16 protein-coding genes are annotated in these 19,073 nt (G+C 70.5%); 5 read left to right on the top strand and 11 right to left on the bottom strand.

Annotated elements, in window-relative coordinates:
• Positions 1-6: 6 nt before the first annotated feature.
• Positions 7-393, bottom strand: coding sequence for a DUF4233 domain-containing protein (locus VGN50_RS03815; protein ID WP_327443319.1), 387 nt, complete (start codon positions 391-393; stop codon positions 7-9).
• Positions 394-472: 79 nt separating this feature from the next.
• Here VGN50_RS03815 and VGN50_RS03820 point away from each other — a divergent pair, with 79 nt between their 5' ends.
• Entirely contained in the window at positions 473-604 is a 132-nt protein-coding gene (locus tag VGN50_RS03820; RefSeq protein WP_327443320.1) for a hypothetical protein, read from the top strand.
• Between the two features lie 37 nt (positions 605-641).
• Here VGN50_RS03820 and VGN50_RS03825 read toward each other — a convergent pair whose 3' ends face one another.
• Together VGN50_RS03825 and ileS are read right to left on the bottom strand one after the other, a co-directional pair.
• Positions 642-2,030, bottom strand: a complete 1,389-nt coding sequence (locus VGN50_RS03825) for a folylpolyglutamate synthase/dihydrofolate synthase family protein (RefSeq protein WP_327443321.1) — start codon at positions 2,028-2,030, stop codon at positions 642-644.
• 42 nt (positions 2,031-2,072) lie between these two features.
• Positions 2,073-5,396 carry an isoleucine--tRNA ligase gene (ileS, locus tag VGN50_RS03830; RefSeq protein ID WP_327443335.1) on the bottom strand — a complete coding sequence of 1,108 codons (3,324 nt, stop codon included), beginning with the start codon at positions 5,394-5,396 and terminating at the stop codon, positions 2,073-2,075.
• A gap of 279 nt (positions 5,397-5,675) precedes the next feature.
• Between ileS and VGN50_RS03835 the strand changes: the two genes are divergently transcribed.
• Entirely contained in the window at positions 5,676-7,031 is a 1,356-nt protein-coding gene (locus VGN50_RS03835) for an FAD-binding oxidoreductase (RefSeq protein WP_327443322.1), read from the top strand.
• Between the two features lie 9 nt (positions 7,032-7,040).
• A complete protein-coding gene (locus tag VGN50_RS03840; RefSeq protein ID WP_327443323.1) occupies positions 7,041-7,577 on the top strand; it encodes an NUDIX hydrolase family protein in 537 nt (178 codons plus the stop codon).
• Between the two features lie 39 nt (positions 7,578-7,616).
• On the opposite strand, the gene VGN50_RS03845 is transcribed toward VGN50_RS03840, so the two are convergent.
• Entirely contained in the window at positions 7,617-8,363 is a 747-nt protein-coding gene (locus VGN50_RS03845; RefSeq protein ID WP_327443324.1) for a lysophospholipid acyltransferase family protein, read from the bottom strand.
• 99 nt (positions 8,364-8,462) lie between these two features.
• Here VGN50_RS03845 and valS point away from each other — a divergent pair, with 99 nt between their 5' ends.
• Positions 8,463-11,093, top strand: coding sequence for a valine--tRNA ligase (valS, locus tag VGN50_RS03850; RefSeq protein ID WP_327443325.1), 2,631 nt, complete (start codon positions 8,463-8,465; stop codon positions 11,091-11,093).
• Here the strand turns inward: valS and VGN50_RS03855 are convergent.
• From VGN50_RS03855 to VGN50_RS03875, 5 genes are all read right to left on the bottom strand, one after another.
• Positions 11,024-11,725, bottom strand: coding sequence for a hypothetical protein (locus VGN50_RS03855; RefSeq protein ID WP_327443326.1), 702 nt, complete (start codon positions 11,723-11,725; stop codon positions 11,024-11,026). The genes valS and VGN50_RS03855 overlap by 70 nt on opposite strands.
• Before the next feature lie 87 nt (positions 11,726-11,812).
• Positions 11,813-13,087 (bottom strand): ATP-dependent Clp protease ATP-binding subunit ClpX, encoded by a 1,275-nt coding sequence (clpX, locus tag VGN50_RS03860; protein ID WP_327443327.1) that lies wholly within the window; start codon positions 13,085-13,087, stop codon positions 11,813-11,815.
• A gap of 155 nt (positions 13,088-13,242) precedes the next feature.
• A complete protein-coding gene (locus VGN50_RS03865) occupies positions 13,243-13,914 on the bottom strand; it encodes an ATP-dependent Clp protease proteolytic subunit (protein ID WP_327443328.1) in 672 nt (223 codons plus the stop codon).
• An 11-nt stretch (positions 13,915-13,925) separates the two neighbouring features.
• Positions 13,926-14,582, bottom strand: a complete 657-nt coding sequence (locus tag VGN50_RS03870) for an ATP-dependent Clp protease proteolytic subunit (protein WP_327443329.1) — start codon at positions 14,580-14,582, stop codon at positions 13,926-13,928.
• Positions 14,583-14,685: 103 nt separating this feature from the next.
• On the bottom strand, positions 14,686-15,900 hold the full coding sequence (locus VGN50_RS03875; RefSeq protein ID WP_327443330.1) for an MFS transporter: 1,215 nt from the start codon (positions 15,898-15,900) through the stop codon (positions 14,686-14,688).
• Positions 15,901-15,972: 72 nt separating this feature from the next.
• Here VGN50_RS03875 and VGN50_RS03880 point away from each other — a divergent pair, with 72 nt between their 5' ends.
• Positions 15,973-17,046, top strand: coding sequence for a LacI family DNA-binding transcriptional regulator (locus VGN50_RS03880; RefSeq protein ID WP_327443331.1), 1,074 nt, complete (start codon positions 15,973-15,975; stop codon positions 17,044-17,046).
• Here the strand turns inward: VGN50_RS03880 and VGN50_RS03885 are convergent.
• Entirely contained in the window at positions 17,043-17,501 is a 459-nt protein-coding gene (locus tag VGN50_RS03885; RefSeq protein ID WP_327443333.1) for a hypothetical protein, read from the bottom strand. The genes VGN50_RS03880 and VGN50_RS03885 overlap by 4 nt on opposite strands.
• 96 nt (positions 17,502-17,597) lie before the next feature.
• Entirely contained in the window at positions 17,598-18,965 is a 1,368-nt protein-coding gene (tig, locus tag VGN50_RS03890) for a trigger factor (RefSeq protein WP_327443336.1), read from the bottom strand.
• Positions 18,966-19,073 lie beyond the last annotated feature (108 nt).

Here is a 19,073-nt window from a genome sequence, read left to right on the forward strand (position 1 = left end):
GTCAGCCTAGCGAGGGTCGGGAGTACGCTCGCGCGCCGCCATCTGGTCCTCGACCCGGCGGCACAGGATCAGCGAGCCCACCCACAGGGCGAGGAAGATGACGCCGACGGCGAGCATCGCCGGCACGACGGCAGCCGAGGCGAACGTCGCCACCTGGATCAGCCACCCTAGGGTGACGCCCCAGGGATGGCGCATCAGCCCGGCCGCGACGAAGCACAGGACCGCCAGCCCGATCCCGACCCAGAGCCAAGTGCTGTCGCGGTCGTCGCCCACGGCGTTCGCCAGGCCCCGCGCGACCAGGGCACCGAGGAACACGACGATCCCCTGCGCCGCCAGGACGGTGGCGAGCATCCGCCAGGTGAACCGGCCCAGCGAGCCATAGAAGACGACCATGAAGCGAGCGTATGCCGTGCCCGATCAGGAGTAGCGTCGGGTGCGGAGCCACCCAGGCTTCCGACCAAGGGAACCAGCGATGAGCGACAAATCACCACGGCAGCACCTGACCAAGAAGGCCGGCAAGACCATCAAGGAGAAGCGCGCCGACAAGCACGCGAAGACGGAGGCGAAGACCCACCTCGACATCGGCCAGCTCGGCAAGCGCTGAGGTGCGCTGAGGGGCACTGAGAGGGCACTGAGAGGGCTCAGACCTCGCTCACGCCGAGCAGCATCCGCACCTCGGCGGCAGTGGTGACCGAGCCGGTGGCGAGCACGCCGCCGCCCAGCCCACCCTCGTCGGCGAGCCCCGCCGCGACGTCCAGCGCGTCCGGCAGGTCGGCGACGACGGTCACCCGGTCCTCACCGAAGATCTCGGCGGCCAGGGCCCCGAGCTCGTGGGGGCGCATCGCCCTGGGTGAGGTCGTGCGCGAGACCACCACGTGCTCGAGCACCGGCTCGAGCACCTCGAGCATCTCGGTGGCGTCCTTGTCCTGCAGGATCGCGATGACCCCGATGATCCGCGCGAAGTTGAACGAGTCCTCGAGGGCCTCGCGCAGCGCAAGGGCGCCCGCCGGGTTGTGGGCGGCGTCGACGAGCACGGTCGGCGACCGGCGCACCACCTCCAACCGGCCCGGGGAGGACGCGGCGCCGAGTCCGGCGCGCACCACGTCGGGGTCCAGCCGCTGCTCGCCCCCGCCGACGAAGGCCTCCACTGCCGCGATGGCCAGCACCGTGTTGTGCGCCTGGTGCCCGCCGTGCAGGGGCAGCAGGAGCTCCGCGTAGTCGCCGGCCAGGCCCCGCACCGCCAGCTGCTGGCCACCCACCGCGACCTCACGCGTGAGCAGCCCGAAGTCGTTGCCCTCGAGGGCGATCCGGGCCCCCACGGCCGCGGCCCGGTCGGCAAGGATCTGCGCGACCTCGGGCTCCTGGACGCCGGAGACCACGAGAGCGCCCGGCTTGATGATCCCGGACTTCTCGGTGGCGATCGACTCCACGTCGTGGCCCAGGAAGTGCTGGTGGTCCAGCGCGATCGGCGTCACGACGGCCACCGACCCGTCGGCGACGTTCGTAGCGTCCCAGCTGCCCCCCATCCCGACCTCGACGACGGCGACGTCGACGGGGGCGTCGGCGAAAGCGGCATAGGCGACAGCCACCAGCACCTCGAAGTAGGTCATCCGCGGCCCATCGGCTGCGAGCGAGCGCGCGTCCACCATCTCGACGAAGGGCATGACCTCGTCGTATGCCGCGAGGAACCGCTCCGGGCTGATCGGCTCACCGGACAGGGCGATCCGCTCGGTCATGCTATGCAGGTGCGGGGAGGTGAACCGCCCTGTCTTCAGGCCCATCTCGCGCAGCAGCGACTCGATGATGCGGGTCGTCGAGGTCTTGCCGTTCGTACCGGTGAGGTGGATGACGGGGAAGGTGCGCTGCGGGTCGCCGAGCAGCTCCATGACGCCCTGGATGCGGTCGAGGCTGGGCTCGAGGTCGTGCTCCGGAGCCCGCTCCAGGATCGCCTCCTCGGCCTCGCGCATCCGCTTGATGACCTCGAGGGAGCGCGCGGCCTCGCGCTGGGCGGCGTCAGGTGCAGGGGGCATGGCCTCCATCATCCACCACCCGGAAGCGCGGTCGGGAACGGCTCAGAGCTTCATCACCTTGATCCGCACCGGCTCGCCGTCGCCGACGGTGGCCTCGGCGACATCCGAGCGCTGCGGCAGCGCCTCGAGCTGACCGGCGGACCCGAACTGGGTGGCCAGCGTCTCGCTCATGATGAGCTGCTGGTGGGCGATCGTCGCCTGCCAGACGTCCTCGCCACCCGTGACGGTCAGCGAGATCCGGTCCGACACGTCGAGCCCCGCGTCGCGCCGCGCCTGCTGCACGGCCCGCACGATGTCGCGGGCCAGCCCCTCCTGGGCCAGCTCGGATGTCACCTCGGTGTCGAGGACCACGAAGCCACCGCCGGGCAGCATGGCCGTTGCCCTGGCGCCGCCCTGCCGGTCGGCGTCGACGACCGTCTCCAGGGTGTACTCGCCCTCGACGAGCTCCAGGCCGCCCGCCGTCACCGTGCCGTCGGCCGCCACGGACCAGTCACCGGACTTGCTGCCCTTGATGGCCTGCTGCACGTCGCGGCCCAGACGCGGGCCGGCGGCGCGGGCGTTGACGGTCAACCGCTGGGAGACACCGAAGTCGGCCTCGCTGGCCTCCCTGATGTCGCGCAGGGTGACCGTGCGCACGTTGACCTCGTCCGCGATGATCGCCCCGAAGTCCTTCAGCGACGCCGCGTCCGCCGTCACGACGGTGAGGTCCTGCAGTGGCAGCCGCACTCGCAGCCCGTTCGCCTTGCGCAGCGACGACGCGGCCGAGCAGATCTCGCGGGCGCGGTCCATGCCCGCCACCAGCGCATCGTCCCGGGGAAGGTCGGACGCCTCGGGCCAGTCGGTGAGGTGCACCGACCGCCCACCCGTCAGGCCTCGCCAGATGTCCTCGGTGAGGAGCGGGAGCAGGGGTGCCGCCACGCGGCATACGACCTCGAGAGCGGTGTAGAGCGTGTCGAACGCCTGCTCCGCACCGGCACCCTCACCGGTGTCCCAGAACCGCTCGCGCGATCGGCGCACGTACCAGTTGGTCAGCACGTCGAGGAAGCCGCGAGTGGTCTCGCAGGCCCCGGCCACCTCGTACTCGTCGAGCTGGTCCTGCATCGACTGCACGAACTGGCCGAGCTTGGCCAGCAGGTAGCGGTCCAGCGGGTCCGTCGACGCGGTCGACCACTTGGCCTGGTAGCCCTTGCCCTCGCCGCCCTGTCCGTCACCAGCTGCGTTGGCGTACAACGAGAAGAAGTACCAGGTGTTCCACAGCGGGATGATCACCTGGCGGACACCGTCGCGGATCCCCTGCTCGGTGACGACGAGGTTGCCACCGCGCAGGATCGGCGAGGACATGAGGAACCAGCGCATCGCGTCGGCGCCGTCGCGGTTGAAGACGTCGCGGACGTCGGGGTAGTTGCGCAGCGACTTGGACATCTTCTGCCCGTCCGAGCCGAGCACGATGCCGTGGGACACGCACGCCGAGAAGGCCGGCCGGTCGAACAGCGCCGTCGCGAGGATGTGCAGCGTGTAGAACCAGCCGCGGGTCTGGCCGATGTACTCGACGATGAAGTCACCCGGGAAGTGGTGCTCGAACCAGTCGGCGTTCTCGAACGGGTAGTGCACCTGGGCGAACGACATCGACCCCGAGTCGAACCACACGTCCAGCACGTCCTCGACGCGGCGCATGGTGGACTGCCCGGTCGGGTCGTCGGGGTTGGGCCGCGTCAGCCGGTCGATGAACGGACGGTGCAGGTCGGTCACCGACACCCCAAAGTCCTTCTCCAGCTCCTCGAACGAGCCGTAGACGTCGATCCTCGGGTACTCCGGGTTGTCGGACTTCCACACCGGGATCGGGCTGCCCCAGAAGCGGTTTCGCGAGATCGACCAGTCGCGGGCGTTCGCCAGCCACTTGCCGAACTGGCCGTGTTGGATGTGGTCAGGCACCCACTGGATCTGCTCGTTGAGCTCGAGCATGCGGTCCTTGAACTTCGTCACCTCGACGAACCAGCTCGACACCGCCTTGTAGATCAGCGGCTGACGGCAGCGCCAGCAGTGGGGGTACGAGTGGTCGTAGGTCTCGCGACGCACCAGCACCGTGCCCTCGGTGACCGCGCCATGGGCCGCGTCACCGCGGGTCGCCGCCTTGAGGTCGTCGATGATCGGCAGGTTGGCGTCGAAGACGAGCATGCCCTCGTACTCGCTCACCGGGAACGTGAACCGCCCGTCCGGCCCGACCGGCATGACCGGCTCGATGCCCTCACGGTCGGTGACCACCTTGTCGTCCTCACCGAAGGCGCCGGCGCTGTGCACCAGGCCCGTGCCGTCGGTCGTCGTGACGAAGTCGGCCTCGACGACGCGGTGGGCGTTCTCGTGGCCCTCGTAGTAGGAGAACGGCGGGGTGTAGGAGCGTCCCAGCAGGTCCCTCCCGGTGAGCCGCTCCACCACGAAGGACTCGACGTCGGCCTTGGCGTCGCCGAACAGGTCACGGGCGTAGGACGCCAGCCGTTCGGCGCCGATGACGTACCGCTCCAGCCGCCCGGTCGGCACGTCCGTCTCGACGACGACGTAGTCGATGTCCGGGTGGACCATGACCGCGAGGTTCGAGGGCAGTGTCCAGGGCGTCGTCGTCCAGACCAGCGCGAGCTCGCCGGTCTCGAGACGCACGCCGACGGTCACCGCAGGGTCCTGACGCATCTGGTAGACATCGTCGTCCATGCGCAGCTCATGGTTGGACAGCGGCGTCTGGTCGTTCCAGCAGTAGGGCAGCACGCGGAAGCCCTCGTAGACATACCCCTTGTCGTACAACGTCTTGAACGCCCAGATCACACTCTCCATGTAGTCCGGGTTGAGCGTCTTGTAGTCGTGGTCGAAGTCGACCCAGCGTGCCTGACGCGTGACGTACTCGCGCCACTCGTCGGTGTACTTCAGCACCGACTCGCGGCACTTCGCGTTGAACTCCTCGATGCCGAGCTCGAGGATCTCGTCCTTGGTCTTGATGCCGAGCTGGCTCATCGCCTCGAGCTCGGCGGGCAGGCCGTGGGTGTCCCAGCCGAACCTGCGCTCGACCCGGCGACCGCGCATCGTCTGGTAGCGCGGGATGAGGTCCTTGACGTAGCCGGTGAGCAGGTGCCCGTAGTGCGGCAGGCCGTTGGCGAAGGGCGGCCCGTCGTAGAAGACGAACTCGTTGTCGCCGTCGGTGCCGCTCTCGCGGTTCTCCACGGACGCGAGGAAGGTGCCGTCCTCGTCCCAGTAGCGCAGGACTCGCTCCTCGATCTCCGGGAACCGGGGCGAGGCAGGCACGCCGGCGCCGGCGGGACCTCCGCTCGCGCGCGACTCGCTGGGGTCGGTCGGGTCCAAGGAGACCTGGGGGTAGGCCATGGTGTCGGCAGTCCTCACATCACTCGCGTGCACTCACGCGAGGACGACGTCGCCGGGACCTCCCGGCGGCACCGCGGTGCCACCTCGCTTGCCGCGAGCGCGGGCCGGGGCCCGCGGCAGACGGCCGCTCTTGCCACAGGCGATGACGGGCCCATCCGTCCGGTTCTAGTGAGCCACCACGAGGCGGTATGCCGAGTGGTCGCCGTTCTTCCGGAGGCTCCCCGGTGATGGCCGGATCGACGCCTGTGGCGCCATTCTAGCGGCGCCTAGGCTGAGCCCGTGACCTCGTTTCCCGACGCACTGCCCGCCCGCACGGTCACCGACCCGGACGTGCGCGCCCGTTACGGTGTCGACGAGTCCCTCGGCGCCACCGCGCCGGAGCACTTCGAGGTGGTCCGTGCGCGCGACCTGGCGGACGTCGTCGACGTGCTGCGCTGGGCCCATGAGACGGGCACGCCGGTGGTCCCCCAGGGGGCGCGCAGCGGCCTGGCTGGTGGCTCGGTCGCCTTGGAGGGCGGCGTCGTGCTCAACCTCGAGGGCCTCGACACGGTGGTCGAGGTCGACCCGCTGGAGTCGCTCGCCGTCGTGCAGCCGGGTGTGCTCAACGCCGACCTCAAGGTCGCCGCCGCCGCACAGGGACTCTTCTACCCCCCGGACCCCGCCTCCTCGGCGTTCTGCACCATCGGTGGCAACGTCGCGACGAACGCCGGTGGTCTCGGCTGCATCAAGTACGGCGTCACGGCCGACTACGTCAAGGGTCTTCAGGTCGTCCTCCCGGGCGGCGAGGTCATCCGCACCGGACACCGCACCGCCAAGGGGGTGGCCGGGCTGGACCTGACCGGCCTGTTCGTGGGCTCGGAGGGGACCCTCGGTGTCGTCACCGAGGTCACCGTCAAGCTCCAACCCGCGCCCGAGCCGGCCCTCACCGCGCTCGCGGTCTTCGAGCACCTCGACGCTGCCAGCCGGGGCATCGTCGCGCTGCGGCTCGACCGCCACCGCCCGAGCCTGGTCGAGCTGCTGGACGGGCCGACCATCGAGGCCATCCAGGCCATCGCGGACTTCGGGTTCCCCTCGGGCGCCGAGGCGGCGCTGGTCGTCCAGTCCGACCGCGCGGGGCACACCGCCGAGGACGTCCTGCGGTATGCCGCGCTGCTCACCGACGCCGGGGCCATCGAGGTCGCCGTCGCCGACGACCCCCAGGAGAGCGACGCACTGCTCGCGGGCCGCCGCGCCCTGCACCACGCCCTGGAGGCCAAGGGACCGCACTTCATCGAGGACGTCTGCGTGCCGGTGGGCCTGCTGACCACCCTGATCGCCGCCGGCCGGGACATCTCGGCCCGCACCGGGGTCGAGATCACCATGTCCGGCCACGGGGGCGACGGCAACCTGCACCCCAGCCTGTTCTTCGACGCCGACGACCAGCACAGCCGCGAGCGCGCGGAGGCCGCGTTCGGCGAGCTGGTCGCCGTGGCGCTCGCCATGGGTGGCACGATCACGGGTGAGCACGGGGTCGGGTCGCTCAAGGCGCGCTGGCTGCGCGACGAGGTGGGGACCGCCTCGATCGAGCGGCAGCGGGCCATCAAGGCGCTGTTCGACCCCCGGGGGATCCTCAACCCCGGACGCGTCTACTGGTAGAAACGAGACATGAGCAGGCTCGAGCTGGACCGCAGTGACTCCTGGCTGACCCGTGAGGAGCTCGATGCCGCGCGCGAGCGCCTCCCGATGCTCTACGTCGACGCCGTCCCGGTGCGGGTCGACGAGCGCGGGGCGGTGACGGCGGTCGGGCTCCTGCTGCGAGCCTCCGACGGCGCCATCAACCGCGAGCTCGTCTCCGGCCGCGTCCTCTACCACGAGCGCGTCCGCGACGCCGTGATCCGTCATCTGGAGAAGGACCTGGGCCGGATGTGCCTGCCCCAGATGCCGGCCAGCCCCCAGCCGTTCACCGTGGCCGAGTACTTCCCCACGCCTGGCGTCACTGCGTACCACGACCCGCGCCAGCATGCGGTCGCCCTGGCCTTCGTCGTCCCGGTCGCCGGCGACTGCCAGCCGCAGCAGGACGCGCTCGACCTCGCGTGGCTCACTCCCGAGGAGGCCACGGACCCGGCGCTGCTGCGCGAGATGGACGGCGGCCACGGGGCTCTGCTCCGCCAGGCGATGGCCCACCTGGGTCACGCCGTCTGAGGTGCCGCGCTAGGGACCCAGGTCGGCCGCAGGCGCGCGTCAGGCCTGGGCGCGACGCTTCCGCTGCTCCGCCGCGTCCATGGCGTCGGCCTCCTCCAGCGTCGGCGCCGTGCCGCCGAGCCGGGCCGGCAGCAGGTGGCGCTCGGCGTCAGGCCACGCCGGGTAGCGCTCCTGGTCCGCACGCAGCTGCGCCACCATCGCCGACCGGATGCGCTCGGTCGCCTCGGTGGGGTCCTCGTCGGCGCCGACGACGATGGGAGCGCCCACCGTGATGAGCAGCGGTATGTGGTGCCGGCCCATCCGGCGCGGGTGGCCCTTGGTCCAGACCCGCTGCGACCCCCAGATCGTGGTCGGCAGCACGGGGACGCCGGCCTCCTGGGCCAGGCGCACCGTGCCGGACTTGAAGGCCTTCACCTCGAAGGACCGGGAGATGGTGGCCTCGGGGAACACGCCGACGATCTCGCCCGACCGCAGCGCCTTCAGCGCGAGGTCGAAGGACTCCTGGCCCGCCTCACGGTCGACCGGGATGTGGTGCATGCCCGTCATGAGCGGCCGGGCCACCGGGTTGCTCCAGATCGACTTCTTGGCCATGAACCGCACGAGGCGACCCGCCTCGACGCCGGCCAGGCCGGCATACGTGAAGTCGAAGTAGCCGGTGTGGTTGACGGCCATCACGGCGCCCCCCGTGCGGGGCACGTGCTCGAGCCCGCTCAGCGTCATCTTCAGGCCCTGAGCGGCGAAGAGCAGGCGGGCGAACCCGATGACGGGCGTGTAGACGGGTTCCATGGCCACACCCTAGAGGCGCAGGCCGGCCCGTGGGCTGCTGGTGGCGCACCCGGACAACCGGTTGGTGGGCACCTCGCTCGGGATGGGAAGATTCACGCCATGACCGACGCACCCTCCACGCCGCGCGCCGCACGCATCCCCGACCGGCCCTCCATCGACGGGCTCGAGGACCGGTGGGCGCAGGTATGGAAGGAGCGGGGCACCTACACCTTCGACCGCGCAGCGGCGCACGAGCGGGGCCGTGAGGCGGTCTTCTCGATAGACACTCCCCCGCCGACGGCCTCGGGGTCGCTGCACATGGGGCATGTGTTCTCCTACACCCACACCGACTGCATGGCCCGCTACAAGCGCATGGCCGGCTTCGAGGTGTTCTACCCGATCGGCTGGGACGACAACGGCCTGCCGACCGAGAAGCGCGTCCAGAACTTCTACGGCGTCCGTGGCGACGCCTCGCTCCCCCACGACCCCGCCTTCGAGCCGGCCCATCGGGGTGACGTCAAGAGCCTCAAGGCCGCCGACCAGCAGCCGATCTCGCGCGCCAACTTCATCGAGCTCTGCGACGAGCTGACCGTCCAGGACGAGCAGGCCTTCGAGTCGCTGTTCCGCCGGATGGGCTTCTCCTTCGACTGGGACATCAGCTACCGCACCATCGACGACCACTCGCGCGCGACGGCGCAGCAGGCGTTCCTGCGCAACCTCTCCCGCGGCGAGGCCTACCAGTCAGAGGCGCCCGGGCTGTGGGACGTCACCTTCCAGACCGCCGTGGCCCAGGCCGAGCTCGAGGCGCGCGACTACCCCGGCGCCTACCACCGCGTCGCGTTCCACCCGACGGCTGACGGCGCCGCTCCGGTCTACATCGAGACCACCCGCCCCGAGCTGATCCCGGCTGTGGTGGCGCTCATCGCCCACCCCGACGACGAGCGGTATGCCGGGATGTTCGGCACCACGGTGCGCTCACCGCTGTTCGGGGTCGAGGTGCCGGTCCTTGCCCATCCCGCGGCCGAGCCCGACAAGGGCGCCGGCATCGCCATGTGCTGCACGTTCGGCGACCTCACCGACGTGCTCTGGTGGCGCGAGCTCCAGCTCCCGACGCGTTCGGTCATCACCCGAAGCGGCCGCCTGCAGAGCGAGGTGCCCGACTGGATCCCCTCCGGGGCGGGTCAGCGGCTCTTCGACCAGGAGCTGGCCGGCAAGACGACCTTCAGCGCCCGGGAGTCCGTCGTCAGCGCCCTGCGCGAGTCCGGTGACCTCGACGGCGAGCCCCAGCCGACCCAGCGCAAGGCCAACTTCTACGAGCGCGGCGAGAAGCCCCTCGAGATCGTCACGTCCCGGCAGTGGTATATCCGCAACGGCGGGCGCGACGCCGACCTCAACGCCGAGCTGCTCGAGCGCGGGCGACAGGTCGAGTTCCACCCCGCGTTCATGCGCTCGCGCTACGAGAACTGGGTGAGCGGTCTCAACGGTGACTGGCTCGTCTCCCGTCAGCGCTTCTTCGGCGTGCCGATCCCGGTCTGGTACCCCCTCGACGAGCAGGGCGAGCCGGTCTACGACAAGCCGCTCGTCCCCACCGAGGACCAGCTCCCTGTGGACCCCGCTGCGCAGGCGCCCGACGGCTACGACGAGTCCCAGCGCGGGCGGGCCGGCGGCTTCGTCGGTGACCCCGACGTCATGGACACCTGGGCCACCTCGTCCCTGACACCTCAGATCGCCGGCCGCTGGCGGGACGATCCCGAGCTGTTCGCCGACGTGTTCCCGATGGATGTGCGCCCGCAGGGCCACGACATCATCCGCACCTGGCTGTTCTCCACCGTGGTCCGCTCGCACTTCGAGTTCGACTCCGTCCCGTGGCGCCACGCCGCGCTGTCCGGCTGGATCCTCGACCCCGACCGCAAGAAGATGAGCAAGTCCAAGGGCAACGTCGTCACCCCCGAGGACGTCGTCAAGGAGCACTGCGCCGACGCGGTCCGCTACTGGGCTGCCAGTGGGCGCCTGGGCGCCGACGCGGCCTACGACACCGGCCAGATGAAGGTCGGTCGCCGCCTGGCCATCAAGATCCTCAACGCGACGAAGTTCGCGCTGACGCTGGGTGAGGTCGACGGTGACCTGTCCGCCGCGGTGACCAACCCCCTCGACCGCGCCATGCTCGCCGAGCTCGCTCAGGTCGTCGAGGCGGCGACCGCCGGGTTCGAGGGCTGGGACCACACCCGGTGCCTCGAGGTCACCGAGACGTTCTTCTGGACCTTCTGCGACGACTACCTCGAGCTGGTCAAGGACCGCGCGTACGGCGGTCAGGGCGACGCCCAGGCCGCCTCCGCGCGGGCCGCACTGCGGATCGCTCTGGACGTGCTGCTGCGCCTCTTCGCGCCACTGCTGCCGTACGTCACCGAAGAGGTCTGGTCCTGGTGGCACGACGGGTCGGTGCACCACGCCGCGTGGCCGACGACGGCTGAGCTCGGCGCCGGCGACGGCGGTGACCCCGAGCTGCTCGGTGCGGTGGGCGAGGCCCTGGCCGGCGTGCGCAAGAGCAAGTCCGAGGCCAAGGTCGGCATGCGTGCGGAGGTGGCCGAGATCGTGCTCGCGGGACCCGGCGGCTGGACCGACCGGGTGCGCAGCGCCGAGGCCGACCTGCGGGCTGCGGGCCGGATCACGGGCCGTATCGACTACACCGAGGCCGAGACCCCCGAGGTGCGTGACACGGTGCTCATCCCGGTGGAGAAGCCGAAGGCCTGAACCCGCCGGGCGCCGTCCGGCTGCACCGCGAGCCAGGGCACGTCCCACCCGGCGATCCGCAGCTCGCGCGCGGCGAACCGGCCCTGGTCGAGCACGCTCACCCGGCCCGTCGCCGGGTCGTAGACGTTGACCACCCGGTCACCGTCACCGGGCAGCACCAGGACCACGTGGCGCGGCAGCAGGGCGCTGCCCAGGTACAGCAGGGCGGGCTCCCCGTCCGTGACGACCTCGACCAGCCGCGTGTAGGCCCCCCGCAGCCGCCGGCGGGTGAGCTGGCGCACCAGGCGCAGCTCGTAGGTCGTGCCACGTCGGGCCGCCCCGAACTCCAGCTCCTTGCGGGCCCCCCACGGGGGTGTGCCGAGCGCGTGGGGCCACGGTGCGTTGAGCCGCCCGCCGCCGGCATACAGGCCGTTCGTGCGTCTCTGGACCACGCGCTCGTATGCCGCGAACCGCTCCTTCTCGGTGGCCGCGGGGGGCGCGTCGAGATGGGGACCCTCCCCGCGGACGATCCACCGGGCGAAAGCCGGGTTCACGAGCATGCGCGCCACGGTCAGGCAGGCCGAGCCACACGTGGTCGGGCTCTGCTGCACGGGTCCGAGGTCACCGTCGCTCAGCCGGTACCCGTAGCTCATACCGCCATCCTGTCCAATCGGTGGCGCCACCGTCCACCGCGTCGGCGCGGCGTGAACGCCGTCCTGCTGAAACCAGGCAGGAGCGGGTCAGGCAGAGCGCTTGCGCGCCCGCTTGGGCTCCTCGTCGCGACGGACGATGGTCGGCAGGACGTTGTCGAGAACCACCTCACGGGTCACCACCACACGGGAGATGCCGTCGTCGCTCGGCACGTCGAACATCACCGGCAGCAGCACCTCCTCCATGATGGCGCGCAGCCCACGAGCCCCGGTCCCACGCTTGAGCGCCTGGTCCGCGATCGCCTCGAGCGCCTCGTCGGTGAACTCGAGCTCGACACCGTCGATGTCGAACATCTTCTTGTACTGCTTGACCAGCGCGTTGCGCGGTGCCGTGAGGATCGTGACGAGAGCGTCGCGGTCCAGAGGGCTGACGGTCGTGATGACGGGCAGCCGACCGATGAACTCGGGGATCAGCCCGAACTTCATGAGGTCCTCGGGCATGACCTCGCCCATCGACTGGGCCAGGTCTTTGGGCGTGTGGAGCTCGGAGCCGAACCCCAGGCCCTTCTTGCCGCTGCGTGACTCGATGAGCTTCTCGAGGCCCGCGAACGCTCCACCCACGATGAACAGGACGTTCGTGGTGTCGATCTGGATGAACTCCTGGTGCGGGTGCTTGCGGCCACCCTGCGGCGGGACGGAGGCGGTCGTGCCCTCGAGGATCTTCAGGAGGGCCTGCTGGACGCCCTCGCCCGAGACGTCACGAGTGATCGAGGGGTTCTCGCTCTTGCGGGCGATCTTGTCGACCTCGTCGATGTAGATGATGCCGGTCTCGGCCTTCTTGACGTCGTAGTCGGCGGCCTGGATGAGCTTCAGCAGGATGTTCTCGACGTCCTCACCGACGTAGCCGGCCTCGGTGAGGGCGGTGGCGTCGGCGATGGCGAACGGCACGTTGAGCATGCGGGCCAGCGTCTGGGCCAGGTAGGTCTTGCCACAGCCGGTGGGCCCGATGAGCAGGATGTTGGACTTGGCGATGTCGACGGACTCGACGTCCTTCTTCGCGCCCGCCTCACCGGCCTGGATGCGCTTGTAGTGGTTGTAGACGGCGACGGCCAGCGAGCGCTTGGCGACGTCCTGACCGACCACGTAGTTCTCGAGGAACTCGAAGATCTCGCGCGGCTTGGGCAGCTCGTCGAGGCCCAGCTCGGAGGACTCGGCGAGCTCCTCCTCGATGATCTCGTTGCACAGGTCGATGCACTCGTCGCAGATGTAGACCCCAGGGCCGGCGATGAGCTTCTTGACCTGCTTCTGGCTCTTGCCACAGAACGAGCACTTGAGCAGGTCGCCGCCCTCTCCCATGCGTGCCACGCGCCCGACCTCCGAACCTTGGGTGTGAAAACAACGTCCGCCTGACGGTACCGGCCGGACCCTGCCATTCTCTCCATTGAATCGCCCGCGTCTCGCGCAGATGGGGCTTGTCCGCTCAGGGCGGACAAGCCCCATCTGCGGGGAGCGGGGGCGGCTCAGTCCTCGCTGGAGGCCTTGCGCGAGGCCAGGACCTCGTCGATCAGGCCGTACTCCTTGGCCTCGGCCGCCGACAGGATCTTGTCGCGCTCGATGTCGGCGCGGACCTGCTCGGGGGTGCGGCCGGAGTGCTCGGCCCAGGTCTCCTCGAGCCAGGTGCGCATGCGCAGCACCTCGTTCGCCTGGATCTCGATGTCGGAGGCCTGGCCGTAGTCACCGCCGGCCAGCGCCGGCTGGTGGATGAGGATCCGCGAGTTGGGCAGGGCGAACCGCTTGCCCTTGGCGCCGGCCGACAGCAGCACCGCGGCCGCCGAGGCCGCCTGGCCGACGACGAAGGTCTGCACGTCGGGGCGGATGTACTGCATCGTGTCGTAGATCGCGGTCATCGCTGTGAACGTGCCACCGGGGCTGTTGATGTACATGAGAATGTCACGGTCGGGGTCCTGGGACTCCAGCACGATGAGCTGGGCGATGACGTCGTCGGCCGACGCGTCGTCGATCTGCACCCCGAGGAAGATGATGCGATCCTCGAACAGCTTGGTGTAGGGGTCGAGCCGCTTCATGCCGTAGGAGGTGCGCTCCTCGAACTGCGGCAGGATGTAGCGGCTCGAGGGGCCGGGCACCTGCAGCCCACGCGCGGCGTGCATGGAGGGGTTGATGTTGGCGTTCATGTGTCGATCCCTCACTTGTCCCCGGTGACCGGGTTGTCGTCGTCGCCGCCGCTGCGCCCACCGGCCTGCGAGGCGCTGCTGAACACGTGGTCCACGAAGCCGTACTGGCGGGCCTCCTCGGCGCTGAACCAACGGTCGCGGTCGGAGTCCTTCTCGATCTGCTCCAGGGGCTGACCGGTGTGCTGGGCGATCAGCTCGGCCATCTGCTTCTTGACGAAGAGCATCTGCTCGGCCTGGATCTTGATGTCCGAGGCAGTGCCACCGATGCCGCCGCTGGGCTGGTGCATCATGACGCGGGCGTGGGGCGTGGCGTAGCGCTTGCCATGGGTGCCCGCCGACAACAGGAACTGGCCCATCGAGGCCGCCATGCCCATGGCCACCGTGGCCACGTCGTTGGGGATCCACTTCATCGTGTCGTAGATCGCCATGCCCGCGGAGATCGAGCCGCCAGGGCTGTTGATGTAGAGCCAGATGTCCTTGCCGGGGTCCTCGGCCGCGAGCAGCAGCAGCTGCGCGCAGATGGCGTTCGCGTTGTCGTCGCGGACGTCGGAGCCCAGGAAGATGATCCGCTCCTTGAGCAGACGGTTGTAGATGTGGTCGTCGAGACCACCCTGTGGCCGCTCGTCGGCGGCGACGATCTCCGAACCCGTCTGAGGGCTGCTCGCCATGTCTTCTCCATCGTCATCGGGGTATGCCTGTCAGTGACCCTAACGTGGAGGTGCGGGAGCAAAGTCCCCGAACTGCGCCGTGTTCGCCCTGAGCGCACAGGACTCAGGAGCGGCCCGCGGGCTCACGGGTGGCCGGGATGACCAGCATGGCCAGACCCACGACGACCGTGACGGCCAGGAGGGCCCGCAAGACCGTGAAGTGGTCGCCGAGGAACCCCAGCAGGGGCGGTCCGGCGATGAACGCGGTGTACCCGAGCGTCGCCACCACCGACATCCGCGCCGCGGCCCGGGCCGGCTCGTCCGCCGAGGCGCTCATCCCCACCGGGAACCCCAGCGAGGCGCCCACGCCCCATACCGCCGTGCCGACGTAGGCCAGGGGCATCGGGCCGAAGATGACGAGCAGCGAGCCGACGGCGGCCAACGCGAAGGTCGCTCGCAGCACCGGGACCCGCCCGTAGCGGTCGAGCAGACGAGTCCCGGCCAGCCTGCCGACCGTCATGAACGACAGGAAGGAGGCGAAGGCCAGCACGCCCGCCCACGGGGGCACGCCGTGTCCCTCCACGAAGCCCACGGCGACCCAGTCGTTGGCCGTCCCCTCGGTGAAGGCGGCCGCCAGCACCACCAGGCCGATCATGAGGGTGCGCGGCTCGAGCCAGGCGGAGCGGGGCGCGACGCGCGGCGCGGCATCCTCCGACCCGCCCTCGGCGCCCGCCTCGGCCTCCCGCGCCATGAACGCGCGCAGCCCCCACAGGCCCAACGGCACCGAGATCACCACCGCGGCGCCGAAGTGGACGAGCAGGGGCACCCGGCCCCACGACATGGCGGCTCCGACGAGCGCAGCCAGGACCGTGCCGCCCGAGAACGCGGCGTGGAAGCGCGGCATCACCGTCCTGCCGAGCAACCGCTCGACCGCGGCCCCCTCGAGGTTCATCGCCACGTCCCACAGGCCGACCCCCATACCGACGAGGAACAGCCCCACCCCCACGAGGAGGCGGGCCCGGAGGACGTCGACGGCCACCCCGACGACGAGCACTCCGGAGAACGCGAGCGTCATGCCCAGCTGGATCGTGCGCACCGCACCGACGCGGTCGGCCACGCGCCCAGCTGAAGGGAGGGCCGTCAGTGACCCGGCCGATGTGGCCAGGAGGGTGAGCCCGAGGTCACCTGCGCTGAGGCCGAGGGCGGCCTTGGTGTCGGCGATCCGCGAGGCGAACGTCGCGAACGTCGTGCCGGCGAGCGCGAACACGACGAAGACGCCGTTCCGCGCGGCGAGCAGGCGGGGCTGGGAGAGGGTCGGGGCGGAGGTCTGCTGGGTCACGCGGGGCTTTCGGAACAGTGGGGCGGCGTCGTCGAATCGTTTCGATCGAATCGATTCGATAGTCTGTCGTCCATGAGCACCTCCCGTCAACCTCGCCCCACGCTTCGCGCCGTGGCGCAGGCTGCCGGTGTCTCGACCTCGACGGCCTCGCTGGCGTTCAGCGGCCGGGGACCGGTCGCGCCCCAGACCGCGGAGCGCGTGCGTGCGGCGGCGCAGCGCCTGGGGTATGCCGGCCCCGACCCGCTCGCGTCGTCCCTGCGCCACGGGCGCTCCGGCGTCGTCGGCGTGGTCGTCGAGGGGCGGCTGCTGCACGCCTTCCGCGACCCCTTCGCGGTGAGCGTGCTGGACGGCCTCTCGCAGGTCCTGGACGGCATCCCCGCCGGGATGCTGCTCATCGCCCAGCCGGCAGGCGACCCCCAGCGCGCCATCACCCAGCTGGCCGCAACCGCCCTGGACGCCGTGGTCTTCTCGCTGTGCGGACCGGACTCGAACCCCGCCGTCGACCATCTGGCCGCGCGCGGCATACCGATGCTGGCCGACGGGGCGCCGTCCGACCCTCGTGTGGTGCAGCTGGGTCTGGACAACCGCGGTGCCAGCGCGACCGCCGCCCGCCACCTGCGCGGGCTCGGCCACACCAGAGTGGCCCACCTGATGATGCCGCTCGGCCCGGACAGCCGGACCGGCCCCGCGACGACCGAGGACGTGGCCTCCGCACTCTTCGTCGACACCCGGGACCGAGGCCTGGGCTTCCTCGACGTGTTCAGGTCGGTGGACGCGTTGGCCACCACGGCCGTGCCCGACGTCGAGCACGGGGCGCGAGCGGCTCGCCTCCTGCTCGAACGTCCGCGGGCCGAGCGCCCCACAGCGGTCGTGGCCCAGTCCGACCTGCTCGCGGCGGGCGTCGTTCGCGCCGCCGAGGAGCTGGGCCTGCGCGTACCGGAGGACCTCAGCGTCACCGGGTTCGACGGGGTGGACCTGCCCTGGTTCCCCGGGACCCTGACGACCATCGACCAGCAGGGTGTGGCCAAGGGACGGCGCCTCGGCGCGCTGCTCCAACGGCTGCTCGACGGCGAACGGCCTCGGGACGAGCTGCAGCCGACCACCCTGCGGCTCGGCACCACGACCGCTCCCCCACCACCGGGCTAGCGCTGGTCGACCCCCGCCTTCGGGGCGGGTGCGCTCAGGACCCCCCGGTCTGGCTCAGCCTGGGGCGGGGTCCACCCGCCCGGCGGCTCGGCCAGCAGGTGCACGGTCAGGTAGTGCCCGCTGCCGTCCACGGTGGCGGCGGCCTCGAACTCCATGAGGCGGTCGGTGCACGCCAGGCTGTGGGACTCCCAGGAGAGGGCGGCGGAGGCGTGGCGCCAGATCCGCTCCATGCCGACCCCGGCCTCCCAGGGCATCACACCGTCGGCGCAGCGGCAGAGCCCGATGACCAGCTGGTCGGGGTCGTCGGTGCGGCCCAGCTCGACCCGGTCGAACAGCCGGCTGGCCGACAGCGCGTCGGTGAGGCCACGCTGGAGGGTGGCAGCAGGCAGCTCACCTGCCGGGACGGCGTTGTGCTGCATGGCCGTTCGCAACGTGTGGAAGCTGGCGAGGTCCATGGCTCATGTTCCCCAGCGGGGCCGCGCGCCGGTTCGTCCAAACGACGTATGCCGCGCACCCGAGGGGGTGCGCGGCATACGAGAAGGTGCGGGACCTCAGCTGTGGTCGTGACCCTCGTGCTCGTGGCCCTCGTGGTCGTGGCTGTCGTGGTCGTGGCCCTCGTGGTCGTGGCCCTCGAACAGCTCGGAGGCGACATCGGTCGTGGTGACCTCGTTGAGGTCGACCGGCTGCCCGGCGGTGTCGACGACCGTGGCACGCTCGAGCACCGTGGCCAGCGCCTTGCGACGGGCGACCTCCGCGACCATCGCCGGGATCTGACCCTGCTGGTCGATCGCCTGGGCGAACTGGTTGGGGTCCATGCCGTACTGCTGGGCGGACATGACGAGGTACTCGATGAGCTCGGGCTGCTCGACCTTGACCTCTTCCTTCTCGGCGATCGCGTCGAGGAGGAACTGGGCGCGCAGCGCCTTGCGGGTGTTGGTGTCGACCTCGGCGCGGTGCTCGTCGTCCTCGAGGCGGTCCTCGCCCTCGAGGTGGGCGTTGACCTCGGCCTCGACGATGCCGTCGGGCACCGGGATCTCGACAGTGTCGAGGAGGTGCTCGAGCACCTTGTCGCGGGCTTGCACGCCCTGCTCGAACTTCTTGGCGCGCTCGGCCTGCTTGGCGAGGTCGGCCCGCAGCTCCTCGAGGGTGTCGAACTCGGAGGCGAGCTGGGCGAAGTCGTCGTCGAGTGCAGGCAGCTCGCGGACCTTGACGGACTGGACGGTGACGGTGACGGTGGAGTCCTCGCCCTCGTGGTCGCCACCGGCCAGCGGTGCGGTGAAGGTCTTGGTCTCGCCGGCGGCCATGCCGACCAGCGCCTCGTCCATGCCGTCGAGCATGTTGGCCGAGCCGACCTCGTAGGAGACGCCCTTGACGGAGTCGATCTCCTCGTCATCGATCTTCGCGTCGAGGTCGACCGAGACGAAGTCACCGGTCTCGACGACACGCTCGACGCCCTTGAGGGTGCCGAAGCGCTCCTGGAGCGAGGTGAGGCGCTCCTGGACGTCCTCGTCGGACGCGACGGCCTCGTCGACCTCGACGGTGATCGCGCTGTAGTCGGGCAGGGTCACCTCGGGGCGCACGTCGACCTCGACGGTGAACTTGAGGTCCTCGCCGTCCTTGGCGGGCACCTCGGTGACGTCGACCTCGGGCTGGCCGATGGGGCGGACCTTGTTGTCCTCGACGGCCTGGCCGTAGAACTGGGGCAGCGCCTCGTTGACGGCCTCCTGGAGCACGGCGCCACGGCCGACCCGCTGGTCGATGATCCGGCTCGGCACCTTGCCCTTGCGGAAGCCAGGCACCTGGATCTGGGAGCCGATCGTCGCGTATGCCGCGTCGAGGCTCGGCTTGAGCTCCTCGAAGGGGACCTCGACGGTCAGCTTGACCCGGGTCGGGTTGAGGGTCTCGACGGCACTCTTCACTGCGCAGTACTCCAGAATCATGGGGCAACGGGAAAGGCCCGCGCACCGCGAAGGGCGCGGCAACCGGGCCAAAACCTCATGGTAGCCGCTGTGAGACCCCTGACCGAA

Origin of the sequence: Pedococcus sp. (genome assembly GCF_036000045.1) — a bacterium.
In the GTDB taxonomy this organism is placed as follows: Bacteria; Actinomycetota; Actinomycetes; order Actinomycetales; family Dermatophilaceae; genus Pedococcus.